Source organism: Nitrosophilus labii (assembly GCF_014466985.1).
Lineage (GTDB): Bacteria > Campylobacterota > Campylobacteria > Campylobacterales > Nitratiruptoraceae > Nitrosophilus_A > Nitrosophilus_A labii.
Map to the genome: position 1 here is coordinate 367,854 of NZ_AP022826.1, position 19,792 is coordinate 387,645.

The window sequence follows — 19,792 nt, forward strand, 5'->3', positions numbered from 1 at the left end:
TAATGGCAGCTTTGGATTTATTGGATAGATATACATATGAAGATTATAAAAAATGGGAAGATAGATGGGAATTGATAGATGGAATTGCATATGCAATGAGTCCGGCGCCAAGTCTGAAACATCAGAGTGTTGTAGCAAGAATATGGAAAGAGTTGGATGAAAATTTAGATTGTGATAAATGTAAAGTCTATATCTCACCCGTTGACTGGGTAATAGACGATAGAAATGTTGTTCAACCGGATGTTTTGGTAACTTGCGAAGAGGTAGATGAGGATGCAAAATTTTTGACAAAACCTCCGAAAATTGTTATTGAGGTTTTATCATTATCAACTGCATTGAAAGACTTAACTACTAAATTTACTCTTTATGAAAAGGTAGGAGTACAATACTACGTTGTTATAAATCCAAAAACAGAAGAACTTGAGATATTTGAACTAAAAAATAGCAAATATCAATTGCAAGAGAGATTTAAAAGTAAAGGCGTATATAATTTTCAGTGGGATAGTTGTAAAACCCAAATAGATTTTGAAAAGGTGTTTAAATGATTTTGATAGCGGGACCTTGTGTTATAGAGAGCAAAGAGCAGTTAGAGATCATTGCCTCAAAATTGAAAGAGTACGATGAAGACTCTAGTATAGATTTTTATTTTAAGGCTAGTTTCGATAAGGCCAACAGGACGAGTCTTGATAGCTACAGAGGGCCAGGTTTGAAAAAGGGTCTTCAGATGTTGGCGGATATAAAAGATAGTTTCGGTTATAAGATATTAACGGACGTTCACGAATCTTATCAAGTTGAAGCGGCAAGCGAAGTTGCCGATGTTATACAGATCCCTGCCTTTTTATGCAGGCAAACCGATCTTTTGGTCTCAGCGGCAAAAACCGATAAGATAGTCAATATAAAAAAAGGGCAGTTTATGAACCCCAAAGATATGAAGTATAGCGTTTTGAAGGTATTAAAAAGTAGGGAAAGTGTATTGGAAATAGGGAATTGGGAAGTTGAGTCTTTGTATGAAATCAGTAAAAAAGCCGGGATTTGGCTAACTGAAAGAGGAACGACTTTTGGATACGGTAATCTTGTGGTAGATATGAGAAGTTTAGTCATTATGAGAAGGTTTGCTCCCGTTATTTTTGACGCAACCCATTCGGTTCAGATGCCAGGAGGCGCTGGAGGGAAAAGCGGCGGTAAAAGGGAGTTTGTAGCGCCTCTTGCTCGCTCAGCTACGGCTGTTGGGGTAGATGGGTACTTTTTTGAAACCCATTTTGATCCGGATAACGCATTGAGCGACGGGCCAAATATGCTAAAACTAGAAGAGTTAAACCAAGTTATATCAGATATCAAAAAAATCAGGAGTTGCCTTGAGTCTTAATAAAACAAGATCTATTTTGTATGCGATTGCGAAATATTTAGGCGATATTCAGGCGATACAGAAAGCTTTGAAAAAAGGTGATTTTAGACCTGTAATAATGAGGATTTTAAGAAGGATCTACGGTAAAATAACCGGACGAGGGATGGGTAAAATAAGATAGTTAAAAAATGTTTAGATTGTAAAGAACGAAACGTAAACGTAGTAAAGAGATAAGAAAAGAGGCGATAAAAGATGAAGTTGGGAGATGAACAAATATCATTTAGCGCTAGATTTTATGAATCATACAAAGGTGGTTTATGGATGTTAGATTGCAAGATATTGTTGAGAGAATGTTTAAAATAGAAGAAGATTTGAATTTTTTAAAACAATATGTAAAAATTGTCATAAAGTTATAAAAGATAAAATTATAGACGATGTAATTTTATATAATAGAATGCTCTGAAAAATTACAAAATTTCACTCAGGAGAGTTGAAATTTTTAGTAAAACTAACGCTTGTAAATTTTATTAAAAAGTGCTAAACAAGCGCACTTTTTTAGCCTTTTGGCGAACATAAAATTTTCAAGCCAAAATTTCAAATCCTTCGTTCAATTTGTAATTTTTCAGAGGTCTCAATTTATATGTTTTAAGTGATAGAGTTTTAAGGTTTGCTGAGATTATTTGTAAATTTAAAAATGCAGGATATTTCGATAGATATAGTGGATTTATTTACAGGTGAAATTTTTTGGCACATCAATATGATGAAATAAATAAAAACATAGTTTGTAATGAATTGTAAGATAATCTTAAATCTGTAGAAAAATTTTTAGAGCAAGTAAAAAACAATATAGGAGTATAAATGAACCTTATAGAAGGAAAATTAAGACTTACCGGAAAAGAGAGAGTGGCGATCATCGCTAGTAGATTTAACCATATAATAACAGATAGATTAGTTGAAGGCGCTAAAGACGCGTTTTTAAGGCATGGCGGAGAAGAAAAAAATCTAGATCTCATCTTGGTTCCTGGAGCTTTTGAACTGCCTTTTGCTTTAGACAAGGTTTTAAATAGCCAAAAATATGAGGGTGTTTGTTGTTTAGGCGCTATCATAAGAGGATCGACTCCACATTTTGATTATGTAGCGGCTGAAGCGACGAAAGGTATCGCAAATACCACTTTAAAGTATCAAAAACCTGTTACGTTTGGAGTTTTAACAACCGATACCATAGAGCAGGCGATTGAGAGAGCCGGTAGCAAAGCGGGAAATAAGGGTTTTGAAGCAATGACGGGGCTTATTGAGCTTATCGATTTGTATAGGAATTTTGGTTAGATATTGGTAAATTAGGAATAGGTTTTTGGTTGATAGTTGATAGTGGATGGTGGATGGTGGATGGTGCGGAAAAAATGTTATGATTTACGAATTACGAAAACGAAAGGGAAAAATGGCAACGAGACATCAAGCAAGAGAAGCCGTGATTGGCCTTTTGTACGCATACGATTTGGGTAATCCTGAGATTAAAAAGTTTGCGGAAGATATTTTGGAAGAGAAAAAGATAAGAAACAGACAAAGAGAGTTTGCTTTATCTTTGTTTAACGGCGTTACGGATCGTTTAAAAGAGATAGACGAAGAGTTGAAAAAACATCTTGAGAGCTGGGATTTGGATAGAGTTGGACATATAGAGAGGGCAATTCTTAGACTTGGAGCATATGAACTGATGTTTAGCGAACTTGATAAAGCGATTGCGATAAATGAGGCTATAGAGCTTGCAAAAAAACTTGGAACGGATCAGTCTCCAAAGTTTATAAACGGTGTTTTAGATGCTATAGCTAAGAAGAGGGGAGAAGTGAGCGAGGGCAAGCCGAAGGCTTGAGAAAGCAAACTGTTTTGCTTTCGTCCCGAAGCGAAAGCCTTGAGTATATGTGAGCCCTAAATTCGAGGAATTTAGTGGCGAACATACGAGAGGCTGGTTTACCTAAGAGCAAATCAAATGAGCGAAGCGAATGATGATTTGCGGTTATTTTGGTAAGGGTGAAGGTGTGAAGGGATGTGAGTGTGAGTGTGGGTGTGAGTGGGGATTAACCACCTTATCCCTTATCACTCGTTACTCGTCACTCATCACTGATTACGCTTTACGAATCACGATTTACGGAACAAAGGTAAAAGATGGAAGCAAAAAAACTTGAAAATTATAGTTATGAAGATTATCTGCAAATAGATAAAACTACAAAAGAGAGAGTAGAACTTATTTTTGGAAAAATTTATATGATGGCTGGGGCAAGCGCAAAACATCAGGATGTTGTATTAAATATTGCAATGCTTATAAAAGCTTTAAATAAATGCAAACCAAGAGTTGCTCCGTATGATTTAAAGTTAATTTGCGATTTTGGAGGCAAAGATAGTATCAATATAGTTCAGCCGGATATTATGATTTTTTGCGAAGATAGAGATACTCCCTGCGCGATCTTTGAAGTTTTAAGTCCATCAACCGCCCAAAAAGATAAAAAAGAAAAATTTAGCCTATATGAGTGTTCCGGTATCGAAGAGTATTATATAGTTGAGCCCGAATATAGAAGTGTTGAAAAGTTTATACTAGATAACGGTAGTTATAAATTTGGCGGAAATTATGTATTAAGCGATAAAATGTTTATTGAGTGTATAGGCCAAGAAGTTGAGATTGAGAAGTTTTTTGAAGGGATTGAGGAGTGAGGTTAAGTAAAAAAGAGGCGTTAGAACTTATAAGAGAAGCCGACTTAAGAGAGCTTGGCGAAATGGCATTGGCTAAAAAAAGGGAGCTTCATCCTAAAAAGATAACAACTTTCATAGTAGATAGAAATATAAACTATACAAACGTATGCTGGGTTGATTGTGATTTTTGCGCTTTTTACAAACACGCAAAAGATGATGGTAGTTATATACTTAGTTATGAAGAGATCGATAAAAAGATAGATGAGCTTATAGAAATAGGTGGAACGCAGATTCTGTTTCAAGGAGGAGTCCATCCGAAGTTAAAGATTGACTACTACGAGAGATTAGTGGAGCATATTCATAAAAAATATCCGCAAATAACCATACACGGTTTCAGTGCGGTAGAGATAGATTTTATCTCCAAAGTAAGTCGTATAAGTTATGAAGAGACTCTGCAAAGATTAAAAGAAAAAGGTCTAAGCTCCATTCCGGGAGCGGGTGCGGAGATTTTAAGTGACAGGGTCAGAGATATCATAAGTCCTAAAAAGCTAAGTTCTAAAGAGTGGCTGGATATTCACAAAACAGCGCATAAGATCGGTATGAAGACAACCGCTACGATGATGTACGGTACAGTAGAGACCGATGAAGAGATAGTTGAGCATTGGGAAAAGATAAGGGAACTTCAAGATGAAACTGGAGGGTTTAGAGCTTTTATAATGTGGTCTTTTCAACCGTATAATACGAAGCTTCAAAAAGATGACATCGTAAAACATAAAACCTCTTCAAATAGATATCTAAGACTTTTAGCTGTAAGTCGTCTATTTTTGGATAATTTTAAAAATATTCAAAGCTCTTGGGTAACGCAAGGAAGCTATATAGGTCAGCTTGCACTCCTTTTTGGGGCTAATGATCTCGGTTCTACTATGATGGAAGAGAACGTTGTCAAAGCGGCCGGAGCTCAAAATAGGATGAATCAAGAGGAGATGATAAAACTCATTAAGGATGTAGGAGAGATACCGGCAAAACGAAATACGGCTTATGAGATATTGGAGATGTTTGATTGAAATTGGAAAATTTTGTTATTTGTGTATTAGTATATTGGTGTAATTAGAAAAAGAAGATTATAAATCAAACCAATATATAAATGTACCAATAACAATTTAACAATTGAATGCTCTGAAAAATTACAAAATTTCACTCAGGAGAGTTGAAATTTTTAGTAAAACGAACGCTTGTAAATTTTATTAAAAAGTGCTAAACAAGCGCACTTTTTTAGCCTTTTGGCGAACATAAAATTTTTAAGCTAAAATTTCAAATCCTTCGTTCAATTTGTAATTTTTCAGAGGTCTCAATTTAATTTTTAGCACGTAACACTAAAAAATTAGACACATACAAAAGAGGTATCTATGAAAAAATTGATAACTATTTTATTTTTTATTCAAGGGGTGATAATGGGTGCTGTTTTAGATAGTGTTGAAGTTAAAGGCGTGAAGATTCCCGTAATATTTGAAAAAAGCGACGCTCTTCCTATCGTTTCTATGCAGTTGGTTTTTCAAAAAAGTGGAAGTATAGAAGACGGAAGGCTTCCTGGACTTGCAAAATTTAGCGCTCGGATGTTAAATCAAGGAACAAAGAGTTTGGGAAACGTGGGCTTTGCTAAAAAACTGGAAGAGAGAGCTATCCATTTTGGAGTAAATACGGGTATAGAGACTCTTGTTTTGGAACTTAGCGCACTAAAAGAGGAGTATAAAAAAGGGATAGAGCTTGTTTCAAAACTTTTAAAAGAGCCTAACCTTACTCAAGAAGTCTTTGAAAAGGTAAAAATCAATACTTTGGGGATGTTATCTCGAAAAGAGGATGATTTTGATTATATTGCCGGTATAAATCTAAAAAAGATACTTTTTAAAGATACTCCACTAGAACATACTAGTAATGGTACTTTTGAAAGTATCAACAATATAACTTTAAAAGATGTAAAAGAGTTTTTGAAAAAACATCTTGTTTTAAAAAGAGCTATAGTGGTAGTAGGTGGGAAACTTGAACTAAGTGAAGCAAAAGAGAGCGCAAGAGAGCTTTTGGGGCAGCTTTTACCAGGGGAACTGGAACCTTTGACATTTTACAACGCTAGCGATAAAGAGGAAAAGCAAGAGGTAAAAAAAGATACAAAACAGGCTTATATCTATTTTGGTTCGCCATACTTTATGAAAGTGGATGACGAGGATAACTATAAAGCAAGAGTGGCCTCATTCATTTTAGGTGCCGGTGGATTTGGAAGTAGAATGATGGAAGAGATAAGAGTCAAAAGAGGACTTGCTTACTCAGCCTACTCAAGGGTGCATATAAATAGGTCTCACAGCTATTTTAGCGGATATCTGCAAACTAAATTAGAATCAAAAAAAGAAGCTGTAGAGATTGTAAAAGAGGTGATAAGAGATTTTGTTCAAAACGGGGTTACGCAAAAGGAGCTTGATGCGGCCAAAAAGTTCTTGTTGGGAAGCGAACCATTAAGAAACGAAACTCTTTCACAAAGATTATCTAGAGCGTTTAACGAGTTTTACAGGGGCAAATCTCTAGGGTTTTATAAAAAAGAGCTTGAAAAAATAGAAAAACTGAGTTTAGAAGAACTTAATAGATTTATAAAGTCTCATCCTGAGATTAATAAGCTGTCGTTTTCTATAGTTACAAAGTAGATGTTGAGTTATTGGTGTATTAGTATATTCGAATCACGAATAACTAGTTACGAATGATGAATTAGAGGGAGAGGGATTATAAACCAACTACCGCACTGCAATTATATCAAGATTTTTTTAAATAAAGTAAAATTATTAGTATATTGATGTATTGGCATATTTGAGTTATGAATGACAAATCAACTAGTGATGAGTGATCAGTTTACCGATTACTGCTCACTATTCACTGTTTACTCATCACTGATTAAAAGGCAAAAGTTGCAAATAGATGCTAAAGATTTTGAAAAATTTAAAAGACTTGGTATCTCAAATATACTTGAACTATCTATTATCGCGCCGGTAAAATATTTTGATTTTAGGCTTAAAAAGTTTGTTCCTTTCGGAACTGAGGGGCTTTTTGAAATCGAAGTTAAAGATGTTATAAAAACTCAAAAATACCTAAAAATTGAGACGTTTTGTGTAAACTTTCAAAAAGAGATGGAGCTTATCTTTTTTAAATACTCTCCATATCATCAAAAAGTTTTTTGGAAAAACGTTTCGCTTTTTGTTTATGGAAGACTTGAATACAACTTTTCAAAATTTCAGCTTATACAGCCTAAAAAGATTCCTTCTGCTAGGGTGGGGAAAATATATCCAAGCTACAAAACTTCAATAAGAGCCGACATCTTTAGAAATTTGATAGAAAAGTATGTAAAAAAAGAGAGTCTGATAAATGAAGGTGTTTTGGAAAAATATGCCGAAGAAATCGAAAAAATCCATTTTCCGGATAGTTCATTTTTAGAGAGTTTTCAAAAAAGAAAAGGGTTTGAGGATGAGTATCTTAAGGCTTTGAAGTTTGTTGAGATATACAACCACTTAAAAGAGCTCAAATCGAAAAGGAAATTTTTGCCTGCGCTAATGAACTGCAAAAAGGATATTGAGCCTTTTTTGAAAAACCTTCCTTTTGTGCTAACAAAAGATCAACTAAAGGCGATATATGATATAAAAAAAGATATAGCAAAAAATATTGCGGCTAGAAGAGTCATCATAGGTGATGTTGGAAGCGGCAAAAGTATAGTTATGTTTGCGACGGCTTTTTTAGCCTATCCAAATAGAACTATTTTAATGGCTCCAACAACCATTTTGGCAAATCAGCTCTATGATGAGGCAAAAAAGTATCTTCCTTCATATATAAAAATTGCTCTAATAACATCTTCATCAAAAGAGGAGTATTTGGATGATTTTCATTTTATTATAGGAACGCATGCTCTTTTGTATAAAAATCTGCCGAAAGCTTGCGTGATTATGGTAGATGAACAGCATAGGTTCGGAACGAACCAAAGGAACAGACTTAAAAAGCTTATTGAACAAAACAGAAAATCTCCCCACTATTTTCAATTTTCTGCAACTCCTATTCCAAGAACTCAAGCCTTGATAGATTCGAGTTTAGTTGATTTTAGTTTTATAAAAGAGACTCCTTTTAGAAAAGATATTACATCAAAAGTTGTTTCAAAAGAGGATTTTAAAGAGCTTTTGGTTCATATAAAAAACGAGATAGATAATAATAGGCAAGTTTTAGTAGTGTATCCTTTGATAGAATCGAGCGAAAATTATAGATACAAATCTTTAGAAGAGGCCGCATCCTTTTGGAAAAAATATTTTCAGAACGTTTTTATTACTCATGGAAAAGATAGAGAAAAAGAGGATGTTTTGATAGAGTTTAGAAAAAATGGAGATATTTTGCTTGCTACTACCGTAATAGAAGTAGGAATATCTTTGCCAAGATTATCAACAGTCATTATAGTAGGCGCTGAAAATTTAGGTTTAGCTACCTTGCACCAGCTTAGAGGAAGAGTCAGTAGAACCGGTCTTAAGGGATACTGTTTTTTGTATACCGAAGATAAAAACAATAAAAGATTAAACGAATTTGCAAAAGTAAGCAGCGGTTTTCAGATAGCGGAACTGGATCTAAAATATAGGCAAAGCGGCGATCTGTTGAAAGGAAAAGAGCAAAGTGGCAAAAGTTTTAGGTGGATTGATCTTGGCCAAGATAAAGAGATAATAGAAGAGGCGAAAAAAATAGTCGATAGTCTTTAGTCGAAAGTCTTAGTATAGTTAACTAAAGACTTCAAACTAAAGACTTATGAGCTTATCAATAAAGACCAAATCTACCGTCGGCTCTTTTGTAAAGGACTCTTATTTTCCCTGTTCTATCTTCAAAAACTATGAAGTATTTGTCGCTATTTTTTAGATACTCTATAGCTTCTTCTATCTCAACAGGTTTATCGATATCAAGCTGATGAGGAACAACGTCTTCTGAATATTTTAAAGCTTCGTTGATCTCCTCTTGAAGCATAGGCTCGGCCATTATCTCTTCTAGGGAAATATTTTTGTGATTTTTGATTTTGTCCGCATATCTTCTTAACACTTTGCTTGCTCTATCAATTGCCAAATCGATTGCAGCGTATACGTCTTTGTCTTTTTGTTTTATAACCACGTTTCCTTTTTTTGCGATATGGATATCAAACTCAACATTGTACCCTTTTGAGCCTTTTCTTTCATCTCCGGATACCGTAACGTTTGTACCGGTAATATCAAGATTGTATTTGTTAAGTCCATCTATCGCTTTATAGATATAATCTTTGATACTGTCTGTTAAATCGAAAGATTTTCCGTATATATGAATGTAATCCATTTATCATCCTTTTTTTTCTAAAGTTTCTTTAAATTTTAACAAAATAAGGCTTAAGAAGGGTTAATATGAGGAGTAAGCTATCATCAAGGTTTTTGAATCGTTCTTCTATGGTATCTTATGGGTTCGTCTGATTGTAGATTGGTTACAAAAGTATCGATGATAACCGTTGCGTTTGAGTCGGAGGTGGATATGTTGTTGTCTAATATTTTTGAAGAAGTGCAGGGCAAATTTTTACCTATATAATATATCGATACGTTAATATCAAAACTTGGTGCGTTTGCGGGATATCTTAGGTCTATTTTCTCTACGCATCCGTTTGTAGTATCCGTTTTGTGTCCAGATATTGCTAAAAGTGCATATTCAGTTGCGCTTCTAGCTAGTAGCTCGGCTTGTTCTTTTAGATATATATCGCCCGTCTGTTTAGCGCTCTGAGTAGAAAGGGATAACATAAGTACCAAAAGTGTCGCCATAAAAACTAAAATGATAATTGCCGTAATTAAACTAAAAGCTTTTCTCATCAATAAACCACTTTCTCTTTGCAAAAAGATATATTGAAATCGTTTGTTATCGGTTTATAGAGACAAAGTTTCAGACGTATTACTTGATCATCCTGCCTAAATTTAAATACCGAAACGTTTTTTGCCAAAATTGTACTATTTCCATCACTGTACTTATCGCCTTTCCAAGGTCTATAGTTGTAATATAGCGTTAGTTGCGAATTGTCTAAATCAGGAACTATTGCGTATGCAGTCCATGTAAGATAATACTGCTCGGTAATCTCTTTTCCGTCTAGAGTAGGTGATATTTGTAAAATGTTATTGTTATAACCTGTTATATCAAAAACATAATCTCTACTGTTACAATTTATGGGATCGGCTTCATCGTAGCAGTTCCAGCCGTACTGCTTTATGTCAAAACCTGCGTAAAGTCCTTTAAAAACAAGTCCCATATTGCCGTTAGTTAGCGTAACGGAACCGTTAGATAGAGCGGTAACTATAGAATCGGTTATGTTTAAATCGCTTCCGGGCGTTTTTATCTGAGTTGAGTTTGTTTCTGTACTATAAAGATCCACAAAACCGCTCCATCCTGGGGTTATTATATTTTTACTCCTATTCCACGCTCCTTTGAAACTATCGTTATCGTAGCTTATCCATTCCAATATTTTATAATCGTCGTCGGCGGTGGATAGTGAGGTTATATTTGTGTCATTTGGAGGCAGTCTTCTCGCAATTGTTGCTTCTTTAATTCTAAATTGCAATCTTTTTGCTATCTGTTCAAGTATCAATTCCGTTTTTGTCTCTAGTTCGTTTATGGTTCTATTGACTACATAATCTTCATAGAGTCTTGATATTATCTGAGCACTTATTGCTCCAATGATTGAGAGGATTACTATAACAAAAATCAGCTCGATTAAAGTAAACGCTCTTTTCAATCAAAAAGTCCTGCTTAAGAGATTAGTGGCGCCTATATTTGATGCATAACTTCTAAAGACTGCTATAACTTCGCCCGTTTGATTATCGGTTATTGTAACTTCTATCATCTTTATATTGGTTGAACCGCTTTTTTGTGCGGTAGAAAAATCAAAAGTGATACTATTATTAGTATAATAGGCGTCGTCGTTTACGTATACGACTTTTGTTTTTAGGGTAAAATCTTTTACATAGTCACTAGCGGTTTGAGATATCGTGGTTAAAGTAGATATTTTGTTATTGAAGTCGTCTATATCATTTGGTGTGGTATCAGTTGCTTCCTCTCCGAGTAGTAAAGTGGCGAAAGTTTGATTTGTATCGAAAGCCCTTCGATATTGTCCTTTAAAATGTCCGATTCTCCGAGAGCTGTTCACATCTGGATAGCGATTTAACTCACTATCTCCATCCGTGACATCTAAAACATATTTTATTACTTGAGTTGTAGTACTGTTTTCATCCCATTCGTATGTCAGGATATTTCCAATTTTTGTTGCACCAGCAAGCAGTGCTTCTTGATTTAAAGAAAACTCGCTGCTTTTCATTGCCTGCGATAATACTACGGGGATAGAAACCATGGCCAAACCGATTATAATAATAGTAAAAATCAGTTCGATTAAAGTGGCTGATTTTCTCACCACTCAATCCTTTTTTGCGTCGATGTACTGATATTTAGATCAACAGTTTTACCGGTTTTCCCAACTCCCGCCCAATCTTTAGCGCTTCCTGGAAAGGTTACGTAAAAATGGTTGGTTGTGGCGTTCTCGTCAAATCTGTTGTAGATAAGCCAAGAAGAGGCGTTTAAGTCAATTTTGACTTTATAAGGAAAAGAGGTACCGCTATATGTTACTACCTGATTTTCCATACCTTGAGAAATAGCAGTCGTAGCGCCTGGATTTACGGTTATGTTAGAGCCGATTATATTTAGATTTATGATTTTTCCATCATTTGGAGAGTTGTGTTTTTTGTTTATATACCAATTGATATCGTCAACACTTTCTGCTCCTTTTAAATTTACATAATCTGTTCCGTTTTTTATATAAATTTCGTAATATATCTTGGCGTTTATGATATTGTCAGCGTCTTCGTCAATATAATCTGGCGCATGTACTCTAGCAAAATAAAACGTTACGTTTTGATCGTTTGTTCTGTTAAAATCGCTTCCGCTAACGGTTCCGTTAGTCTCTTTGACGCTTACGTTGAAGTCGTTTTTAGAGATTGTAAAGGGTTCGTCCGGATTGGAGGTGTTTCTGTCAAAATTGAACTCAACGGCAAGATTTGCTATGCCGGAAGTAAAATTTCCTTCAGAACTTTTAAAAGATACAGAATATTGCTTAGTAGGAGTCAAGGCCGTTGAGGTGTTTGTTTCAAAATATCTTATCCTACTTTGGGTATCCGACCATGTAAGGGTTTTGTTGTTTATTAGAGAGATTGTGTAGTTTATATCTTTTGAAAAGCATCCTTTTGTATAGTTAGTGGCGGGACTGTTGTCATAAAGTATAGCTTTTATAGATAGGTCTATTTTTGCGGACATATCTACTTCGTTGGAGAGATAAGTGTAACCGCCAATTGAGTTAAAATTTAATAAACTTACGCTATTTACAAAAGCTTTTGGAACAAATTTTAAAACTTTCGAACCTTTTATAAGACAGCCTACTTTACCGTTGATATGCTCATCGGTATCGCTTTGGACTATACAGTCGATTGAGCCGTCGTCTTTAGGCTTTTGATCTACTTCTGTCCAGTTGTTATCGATAAAAGTAACATTAACATCTCCAACGTTATCGTACTTTAGATATAGATTTTGCGCCTTACCGTTATAAAATTGGACTTGAGTGTTTATTAAAGTGGGATCCGAAGAGAGTGTATTACATGTTGCGGGTAAAACAAGAGACATAGTTCCGTTTTTATCGGTATTGTTTGTTATAAGCTGATCGTATCCGCTAACGTTTACGTCGCTATTGTATAAAGTAGCATTTAGATCCGTAAGATAAGGTTTTGCACCTATTAAAGGAGATGAGTTTATATCTAAAGAGTATTTATCCGGTCTTATGGAGAAGTTGTCTCTTGCGCAAATGGAACCGGAAAGTTCACCTCCTAAAACACAGTCTAAACACTCTTGGCTAGCTTGATTTTCCATAGCTCCACCCTGTCCGGGTCTACACTCTGCAGCGCAAGGGCAACTGTCAGGATAGTCGTCTGGATCAACGTTGTTTGGTGATTGATTTTTGTTGCATTCGCCGCTGTAACGACCTTGAGTATATATTCTACTTACTAGCATCCCCCATATACAGTTGTAAGTTTTTTCAAGACATCTCCAGTTGCTTATATCCCAATCTATTGGATTACCGTATTCGTCGCTAATGTAGTTAACCCTAAATGTGGTGTCTCTTAACGCGCCGTTGTAAGTTATATTTGTTTCTTTAAATTGTTCATTATTAAAAGTTATATCTTTATCAATAAGAGATAGAGAGTTTTTACATAAAGAGGTTTTTAGCTCATCCGTAGCACCTTCTGGGAAATTTGGTGTTTTTATAAGAGAGACTCTAACCAATCCGTTGTAATTATCGGGAGTTATTAAATCCTCTTTTGTTTTAACTACTTTTACAAAAAACTCTTTTCCGGCTATTTGAGTATAAAGTGAGTTTATGGGACTGTTGTAGTCTTTTGAGAGGTTTTCACCGTTATAGTTTTCGTTAACGACGTTAAACGTTCCTAGTGCAGGTTCATATGCCGTGATAGAGTTATTAAAATCTTGGCATTTTGGCAACGGAATAGACGTCAAATCTATTTGAGAGCCTCCTAAAGTATATATATAAGAGGTTGAATAATCTAACGTTAAAGGCTCTGTAGATAATAGTGTAAGGTTGTACTCTATAGTTGCAAGATCGTTTGTCAAAGAGTAGGGTCTAAACTCAAGTTCCGCTCCGTTTCCAAGATGCAGGATCGATAATGTATTATTGATGTCGCTATATTCTACGCTTACTCCGTTAAACGTTGTGTTGTCATTAAAATTGTATGTAGATGTCCAATCTACGTCTTTAACTATGGTAGAGTTCTTTTCATATAATACTTTATTGGTATCGAAAGTTTTATAAATTTTTACATCTTTTGCTACTTCATAATCATCGTTTCTTATGGTTAGTTTAATGTTGATTTTACTATCTATTGGAATTTGAGTGGTGCTGTTGATCTCTTGATTGTTGTAGTAGAGTTTTTCTTCATAACATATTTTAGGTTGATATAGTTTTACCGAAAAACCTATAACGCTAGCGAAATATGCATCAAGTCCAGTATCTAGTTTAAGTGTAACTTTGTCTGTGTTAGGATCATCATCTCTAATGGAAGTCATTATAGAAGTAACATCGTAAATATCTATATCTATACCATTTGTATTTGAGACATTATTATCACCTATAGATGGTCTTTCGACATTTGCCAATTTAGCGTCAAAGTTATTAGGTCTGTTTTCATCAGTACCTGGCATATAATTGTCGTTAAGCTTCATACTATCAGGAGTATAAACATATTCACCTTCTCCTACAAAAGAGGCGAAATGAGAAATGACGTCTCCGTAAAGTGGTAGATATAGATTATCTATCGATATCTCTTCAAAGGGATTGGAAGTAGAAAGATGTTTGTATCCGTTATATATAAGAACTCTTTTATAGTCCGTAGTAGATGAACTTTTATATATAACTACCAAACACCAGGCTCCATAGTTGCCTAAAGAGGATTCTATTCCTTCGTTAGTTGATATATTTGCTGCCGTAACTGTTATCTTTTGTCCGGGGGCAAAGTTTTGAGCATAATTTTTTATAAGATCCGTTACATCGGCATACGCGGAATATACAGCCCCGTAATATCCGTACCAGTTATAATAATCTACATATGTCGCAATTATTTGGGTGTAGTCATCCATACCCTCTATCTTAAACAATATTTTGTTAGCGTCTGTGTTAGTAATATCTACGGTATAAGATGAGGTGTTATAGATATAGTCCCAAGTGGTAGAAGAAGTCATATAGGCTCTACGTTGGTGACGTTTATATGAAGTTCCACGAATATATCGATTTATATCACTTTCTCCATTTATATTTCCTTGCCAAAAAAGTCCCGCCCATAAAATGTCGCTATAATCGTTAGGTAAGTTTAAATATGCGCTTGAAGAGTTGTATGTTCTGCTGTCGCCGTCGATATCGATGTATTTGACAACATAATTGTTATCATTTTTTTCCTTATCGTTTGTACACTCTCCTCCAAAATCCCAAGTTTCGTTTGTTACGCACTCTACAGTATTTCCGGTGATTAAAAAGTCTCCTACTATATTTCTCGTATTTTCTGGGTTTATTATTTTAAACTCTCTATCTCCTTCGGTATAGATAGTTGAACTCTCTTCCGTAAATTCAATAAATAATTGATAATCACCTCTATCTCCCCACCAAAAATAATCTACTCCTTTAACTTTTATATAGTATGTTCCAGGTTCTAAAACCTTTTCTATGTAGAAATTGTAGTTGAACATACTTTTATCGTCGTTACTCTCAATTGTATTGCAAGAACTATCCAGAAGTTCCCCATAGCTATCTAAAAAGTCGGTTGATACATATTCGGTATATATTTTTATTTTTCCTTTTGTAGAGATCTCTATTTTAAAAGTATCTACATCATCTTCTGGGTCTATTTTTCCGTATAATGAACTGTTAATCGCTATAGTCTCGTTTGAAGGGCATGAGTTTGGATAGTCTGGAACTTCACCATAGAGTATAGAAAATATAATCGGTATTAACATAATTGTTTTTAAAAAGTTTTTCATTATAAAACCTTTGTGAAGATAGGTGTAGGTTGTGTATGAAAATAAACAAAATCATTTATCATTAGAAGTTTGCAACCCAACCACCCACCTTTTATTGTTACAATATATCTAATATTTTAGTATAAAACTATTTTCTTTTGATAAAGCTTAAATCTGGGTTAAATAATCTTTTCATTTTTTTTGTGTTTTTTCAAAAGCTGCAGTTATCGCTTTTATAAAAGCGTTTCGTGTTGCGTTTTTTTCCAAAGCGGCATATCCCGCCGCGGTTGTTCCTGCCGGACTCATAACTTCGTCTTTTAAAATAGCCGGATGTTTTTGTTTCAAAAGATGTGAAAATCCTTCAAAAAGTCCGTGGGTTAATTTTTTAGAATATTCTCTTTTTAAACCCTCTTTTACGCCAGCGTCCATTATGGCTTCCGCTACAAGCGCTAAAAATGCAGGACCGCTTCCCGCTATTGCCGTAGCTATATCTAGCTCTTTTTCACTATCTACCCACAATACTTCACCTATTTTTTCAAAAATATTTATACTAACAAGTTTGGCATTTTCGTCTCCGGTTATGGTTGTCATCGATTTTTTGTATATTGCGGCTAGATTAGGCATAGCCCTTATATAGGTTTTAGAGTTTATATTTTGTTTTAACTCTTCTAGAGTGGTTCCCGCTAAAACGGAGATAAGAAGATATGAGGAATTTTTGAAATATTTTGAAATCTCTTTCAGTGCGTGAGGTTTTACGGCTAAAATAACGATTTTGTCTTTTGAATCAAACTCTTTAAAAGTTTTTGTAGCTATTTTATTATCTTTTAATTGTGACAATTTTTCATTGTTTCTTCCGATTACTTCGATATTAAAATCATCTCTAAGGGCGTCAATCAAAGCATACGCCATTTTACCGGTACCAATGATAGAAATCTCTTTCTTCATTTATAAACCTTTTATATCTCTTGTGCTTTATTATACAAAATATTTGTTATAATTTGCCAAAATCAATAAAAAGAGGAGAGATGAAAAAGTTTGGTTATTTTGCTTTAGTCGCTATAATATTGTTTATGAACGGTTGTTCTTCAAAAAATGAGATGGCCGAATACAACAAGCCCGCTATATATTGGTATCAAAAGATTGTCAAATCGGTAAGTCTAGGAAATCTTGATAAGGCTGATGAGTATTTTACATCTTTACAGAGCGAGCATATAAGCTCCCCATTTATAGAAGAGGCTATGCTTATTTTGGCTCAGGCACATATGGATAACGAAGAGTATTTGATGGCAAATTTTTATCTGGATGAGTATATTAAAAGATTTGGAACATCTAAAAAAAGAGAATTTGCCGAATATATGAAGATAAAATCCTCCTTTTTGGGTTTTAAAAATATCAATAGGGACCAAAAACTGTTGCAAGATACTATATCAAATGCAATCTATTTTAAAAAAAAGTATCCTAATTCCGAATTTAATCCATTGATAGAAACAATTTTGACTAAACTTTATATGGCCGAATATATATTAAATAGAAATATAGTTGAGCTTTATCTAAGAAGAGATAAACCTAAAGCGGCCTTGGTTTACGAACAAAAACTTAAAAAATCGTGGCTAAAAGATAATGAAATATCAATACCTAAAAGTTGGTACGATTTTTTGATAGAATGGTAAAAGCCTTAAATAAAAAAAGAATAAAAGGAAAAAGATGAAACTAAGCGATTACAGCGCTTTTCCGACAACTTTACCTATAATAGTGGAAGATGAACTCTTTTTATATCCATTTATGATATCTCCTATTTTTTTAAGTGACGAAGAGAATATTTTAGCGGCTCAAAAGGCTTTAGAAGATAACTCTTTGGTTTTGATATGCCCTTCTAAAGAAGGAAAAGAGGGACAAAGAGATTTTGAATCAATCTATCCGGCCGGCGTTGTCGGTTCCATAATGAGAAAAGTTACTTTGCCAGATGGAAGGATAAAAATACTTTTTCAAGGTTTGGCAAGAGGAAAAATAGTTAAAAAAGTTGCCGAACATCCGCTTAGAGCATTAACTGACTTAATAGAGTCAAAACCGTTTAATGAGATTAAAGTGGAAGCTCTTTTAGAGGTTTTAAGAGAAAAGGTTAGAAATCTAGCCGCTGTAAGCGGACATTTCCCTCAAGACTTAGTAAAAACGATTGAAGAAAATCATGAACCAAATCGTATCGCTGATCTGGTAAGTAGTTCTATCAGGCTTAAAAAGAGTGACGCATACGAACTGTTCATCGAGTCTGATATAGAAAAAAGGATAATGCTTCTTATAGACTTTATAACCGAAGATATTGAGCAGAGCAAGCTTCAAAGAGAGATAAAAAGTAAAGTTCATAGCAGATTGGAAAAAATAAACAAAGAGTATTTCTTAAAAGAGCAGCTTAAACAGATACAAAAAGAGCTAGGGGTAGATACGCAAAGAGAAGAAGAGATAGAAGAGTATAAAGAAAAACTGGAAAAAATAAAACCTTACTTAACTCAAGAGGCGTATAAAGAGATAAAAAAACAGATAGATAGATTTTCTCGAATGCATCCAGATAGTGCAGAAGCCGGCGTTATTCAGACATATCTTGATTGGGTGCTTGAGGTTCCGTTTGGAAAATATTCAAAGAAAAAACTAAATATAAATGATGTTAAAAGACAGCTTGATAAAGATCATTACGGATTGAAAAAGCCAAAAGATAGAATCGTGGAATATTTTGCCGTTAAAGAGCTAATGGAGTTAAGGGGTATTAAAAAAGAGAAAGGTTCCGGTGCGATTTTGTGTTTTGCGGGGCCTCCGGGGATTGGTAAGACCTCTTTAGCAAACTCTATTGCCAATGCTTTAAAACGACCTCTTGTAAGGATTGCTCTTGGAGGACTTGAGGATGTAAGTGAACTTAGAGGACATAGAAGAACATATATAGGCGCAATGCCAGGACGTATAGTTCAGGGGCTTATTGAAGCAAAAGAGATGGATCCCGTCATGGTACTTGATGAAATCGATAAAGTAGGAAGAAGCTTTAAAGGAGATCCTACCTCCGTATTGCTTGAGATACTTGATCCCGAGCAAAATACACATTTTAGAGACTATTACCTAAATTTCAGTATAGATTTGAGTAATGTGATCTTCATAGCTACGGCGAACGATATCAGTTATATTCCGGCACCTCTTAGAGATAGGATGGAGTTTATTTTTCTTAGTAGCTATACTCCGAGTGAAAAATTTGAGATAGCAAAAAGATATCTTATACCTCAAGAGATTAAAAAGCATGGATTAAAAAGAAGTGAGATATCTATCTCGACTAAAGCTTTAGAAGAGATAATAGAAAAATATACAAGAGAAGCTGGTGTAAGAAATCTTAGAAGAAGAATAGCGGATATCGTGAGAAAAGCGGCTCGTGAGCTTTTAGAGAACTCTCACATCCATAAAATTTCCGTAACCCTAAAAAATCTTAACAAATATTTGGAAAAACCCATTTTTGAGATAGAACTAGCAGAAGAGGAGCCGCAAATCGGCGTTGTTAACGGGTTGGCATGGACTGCCGTAGGGGGAGATGTTTTAAAGATCGAGGCCATTAAAATCAAAGGAAAGGGCAGTCTTCAATTAACCGGAAGTTTGGGCGAGGTTATGAAAGAGTCCGCAAGAATAGCATATAGTGTAGTAAAAGTGTTGATAGATAAAAGAGATATTAAGATAGAACAAAAAGTTATTCCAAAATCTCAAAAAGAGACTGAAGATGGTGTAACAGTAGAACAGAGCGAAGTTTATAGAAGATACGATATTCATCTACATATACCGGTAGGTGCTACTCCAAAAGATGGACCTAGTGCTGGCATTACGATGGCTACGGCTATAGCGTCGATTTTATCTGAAAAAAAAGTTAGAAATGACGTAGCAATGACGGGGGAATTGACTTTAACGGGGAAAGTATTACCGATAGGCGGATTAAAAGAGAAGCTGATAGCCGCATATAAAGCTAAAGTTAAAAAAGTTTTGATTCCTAAAAAGAATTATGAAAGAGATTTGGAGGATATACCTGAAGAGGTTTTAAACGAGTTGGAGACAGTGCCTGTTACACGAATTGAAGAGGTTTTAAAAGAGGCGATTATATGGGACAAATAGCAAGAGAGG

Annotated in this window: 17 protein-coding genes; 11 read left to right on the plus strand and 6 right to left on the minus strand. The window is 34.8% G+C overall.

Going from position 1 to position 19,792, the window contains the following annotated elements:
- The first annotated feature begins 2 nt into the window (after positions 1-2).
- From NIL_RS01955 to recG, 9 genes are all read left to right on the plus strand, one after another.
- Positions 3-545 (plus strand): Uma2 family endonuclease, encoded by a 543-nt coding sequence (locus NIL_RS01955; protein ID WP_187647967.1) that lies wholly within the window; start codon positions 3-5, stop codon positions 543-545.
- Positions 542-1,366, plus strand: a complete 825-nt coding sequence (kdsA, locus tag NIL_RS01960) for a 3-deoxy-8-phosphooctulonate synthase (protein ID WP_187647968.1) — start codon at positions 542-544, stop codon at positions 1,364-1,366. Before NIL_RS01955 ends, kdsA begins: the two co-directional genes overlap by 4 nt.
- A complete protein-coding gene (locus tag NIL_RS01965; RefSeq protein WP_187647969.1) occupies positions 1,356-1,526 on the plus strand; it encodes a hypothetical protein in 171 nt (56 codons plus the stop codon). Before kdsA ends, NIL_RS01965 begins: the two co-directional genes overlap by 11 nt.
- A 677-nt stretch (positions 1,527-2,203) precedes the next feature.
- Positions 2,204-2,671, plus strand: coding sequence for a 6,7-dimethyl-8-ribityllumazine synthase (ribH, locus tag NIL_RS01970; RefSeq protein ID WP_187647970.1), 468 nt, complete (start codon positions 2,204-2,206; stop codon positions 2,669-2,671).
- A gap of 112 nt (positions 2,672-2,783) precedes the next feature.
- Positions 2,784-3,212, plus strand: a complete 429-nt coding sequence (gene nusB / locus NIL_RS01975) for a transcription antitermination factor NusB (RefSeq protein ID WP_187647971.1) — start codon at positions 2,784-2,786, stop codon at positions 3,210-3,212.
- A gap of 293 nt (positions 3,213-3,505) precedes the next feature.
- Complete coding sequence (locus NIL_RS01980; protein WP_187647972.1) at positions 3,506-4,048, plus strand: Uma2 family endonuclease; 543 nt, start codon at positions 3,506-3,508, stop codon at positions 4,046-4,048.
- The gene (locus NIL_RS01985) at positions 4,045-5,091 is read left to right on the plus strand and encodes a dehypoxanthine futalosine cyclase (protein WP_187647973.1); all 1,047 of its coding nucleotides are present in this window, start codon (positions 4,045-4,047) and stop codon (positions 5,089-5,091) included. The genes NIL_RS01980 and NIL_RS01985 overlap by 4 nt, the downstream gene beginning before the upstream one ends.
- 342 nt (positions 5,092-5,433) lie before the next feature.
- Positions 5,434-6,717: a M16 family metallopeptidase gene (locus NIL_RS01990; RefSeq protein WP_197972111.1), complete on the plus strand. Its 1,284-nt coding sequence runs from the start codon at positions 5,434-5,436 to the stop codon at positions 6,715-6,717.
- A gap of 258 nt (positions 6,718-6,975) precedes the next feature.
- Positions 6,976-8,793, plus strand: a complete 1,818-nt coding sequence (gene recG, locus NIL_RS01995; RefSeq protein ID WP_246434451.1) for an ATP-dependent DNA helicase RecG — start codon at positions 6,976-6,978, stop codon at positions 8,791-8,793.
- A gap of 55 nt (positions 8,794-8,848) precedes the next feature.
- On the opposite strand, the gene hpf is transcribed toward recG, so the two are convergent.
- From hpf to NIL_RS02025, 6 genes are all read right to left on the minus strand, one after another.
- Positions 8,849-9,391 (minus strand): ribosome hibernation-promoting factor, HPF/YfiA family, encoded by a 543-nt coding sequence (gene hpf, locus NIL_RS02000; RefSeq protein ID WP_187647974.1) that lies wholly within the window; start codon positions 9,389-9,391, stop codon positions 8,849-8,851.
- Between the two features lie 83 nt (positions 9,392-9,474).
- The gene (locus tag NIL_RS02005; protein WP_187647975.1) at positions 9,475-9,909 is read right to left on the minus strand and encodes a type II secretion system protein; all 435 of its coding nucleotides are present in this window, start codon (positions 9,907-9,909) and stop codon (positions 9,475-9,477) included.
- A complete protein-coding gene (locus NIL_RS02010) occupies positions 9,909-10,823 on the minus strand; it encodes a prepilin-type N-terminal cleavage/methylation domain-containing protein (protein ID WP_187647976.1) in 915 nt (304 codons plus the stop codon). The genes NIL_RS02005 and NIL_RS02010 overlap by 1 nt, the downstream gene beginning before the upstream one ends.
- Positions 10,824-11,495 carry a hypothetical protein gene (locus NIL_RS02015; RefSeq protein WP_187647977.1) on the minus strand — a complete coding sequence of 224 codons (672 nt, stop codon included), beginning with the start codon at positions 11,493-11,495 and terminating at the stop codon, positions 10,824-10,826.
- Positions 11,492-15,673: a pre-peptidase C-terminal domain-containing protein gene (locus NIL_RS02020; protein WP_187647978.1), complete on the minus strand. Its 4,182-nt coding sequence runs from the start codon at positions 15,671-15,673 to the stop codon at positions 11,492-11,494. The genes NIL_RS02015 and NIL_RS02020 overlap by 4 nt, the downstream gene beginning before the upstream one ends.
- Positions 15,674-15,844: 171 nt before the next feature.
- Positions 15,845-16,597 carry a pyrroline-5-carboxylate reductase gene (locus tag NIL_RS02025; protein WP_187647979.1) on the minus strand — a complete coding sequence of 251 codons (753 nt, stop codon included), beginning with the start codon at positions 16,595-16,597 and terminating at the stop codon, positions 15,845-15,847.
- Between the two features lie 80 nt (positions 16,598-16,677).
- Between NIL_RS02025 and NIL_RS02030 the strand changes: the two genes are divergently transcribed.
- Both NIL_RS02030 and lon read left to right on the plus strand, forming a co-directional pair.
- The gene (locus NIL_RS02030; protein WP_187647980.1) at positions 16,678-17,322 is read left to right on the plus strand and encodes an outer membrane protein assembly factor BamD; all 645 of its coding nucleotides are present in this window, start codon (positions 16,678-16,680) and stop codon (positions 17,320-17,322) included.
- Between the two features lie 34 nt (positions 17,323-17,356).
- A complete protein-coding gene (gene lon, locus NIL_RS02035) occupies positions 17,357-19,783 on the plus strand; it encodes an endopeptidase La (protein ID WP_187647981.1) in 2,427 nt (808 codons plus the stop codon).
- Positions 19,784-19,792 lie beyond the last annotated feature (9 nt).

What these genes read in the sequence shown, in the direction of transcription:
- NIL_RS01955 (WP_187647967.1), top strand. Translation starts at nt 3, where the DNA reads ATGGCAGCTTTGGATTTATTGGATAGATATACATATGAAGATTATAAA.
- kdsA (WP_187647968.1), top strand. Translation starts at nt 542, where the DNA reads ATGATTTTGATAGCGGGACCTTGTGTTATAGAGAGCAAAGAGCAGTTA.
- ribH (WP_187647970.1), top strand. Translation starts at nt 2,204, where the DNA reads ATGAACCTTATAGAAGGAAAATTAAGACTTACCGGAAAAGAGAGAGTG.
- nusB (WP_187647971.1), top strand. Translation starts at nt 2,784, where the DNA reads ATGGCAACGAGACATCAAGCAAGAGAAGCCGTGATTGGCCTTTTGTAC.
- NIL_RS01980 (WP_187647972.1), top strand. Translation starts at nt 3,506, where the DNA reads ATGGAAGCAAAAAAACTTGAAAATTATAGTTATGAAGATTATCTGCAA.
- NIL_RS01990 (WP_197972111.1), top strand. Translation starts at nt 5,434, where the DNA reads ATGAAAAAATTGATAACTATTTTATTTTTTATTCAAGGGGTGATAATG.
- hpf (WP_187647974.1), bottom strand. Translation starts at nt 9,391, where the DNA reads ATGGATTACATTCATATATACGGAAAATCTTTCGATTTAACAGACAGT.
- NIL_RS02005 (WP_187647975.1), bottom strand. Translation starts at nt 9,909, where the DNA reads ATGAGAAAAGCTTTTAGTTTAATTACGGCAATTATCATTTTAGTTTTT.
- NIL_RS02020 (WP_187647978.1), bottom strand. Translation starts at nt 15,673, where the DNA reads ATGAAAAACTTTTTAAAAACAATTATGTTAATACCGATTATATTTTCT.
- NIL_RS02025 (WP_187647979.1), bottom strand. Translation starts at nt 16,597, where the DNA reads ATGAAGAAAGAGATTTCTATCATTGGTACCGGTAAAATGGCGTATGCT.
- NIL_RS02030 (WP_187647980.1), top strand. Translation starts at nt 16,678, where the DNA reads ATGAAAAAGTTTGGTTATTTTGCTTTAGTCGCTATAATATTGTTTATG.
- lon (WP_187647981.1), top strand. Translation starts at nt 17,357, where the DNA reads ATGAAACTAAGCGATTACAGCGCTTTTCCGACAACTTTACCTATAATA.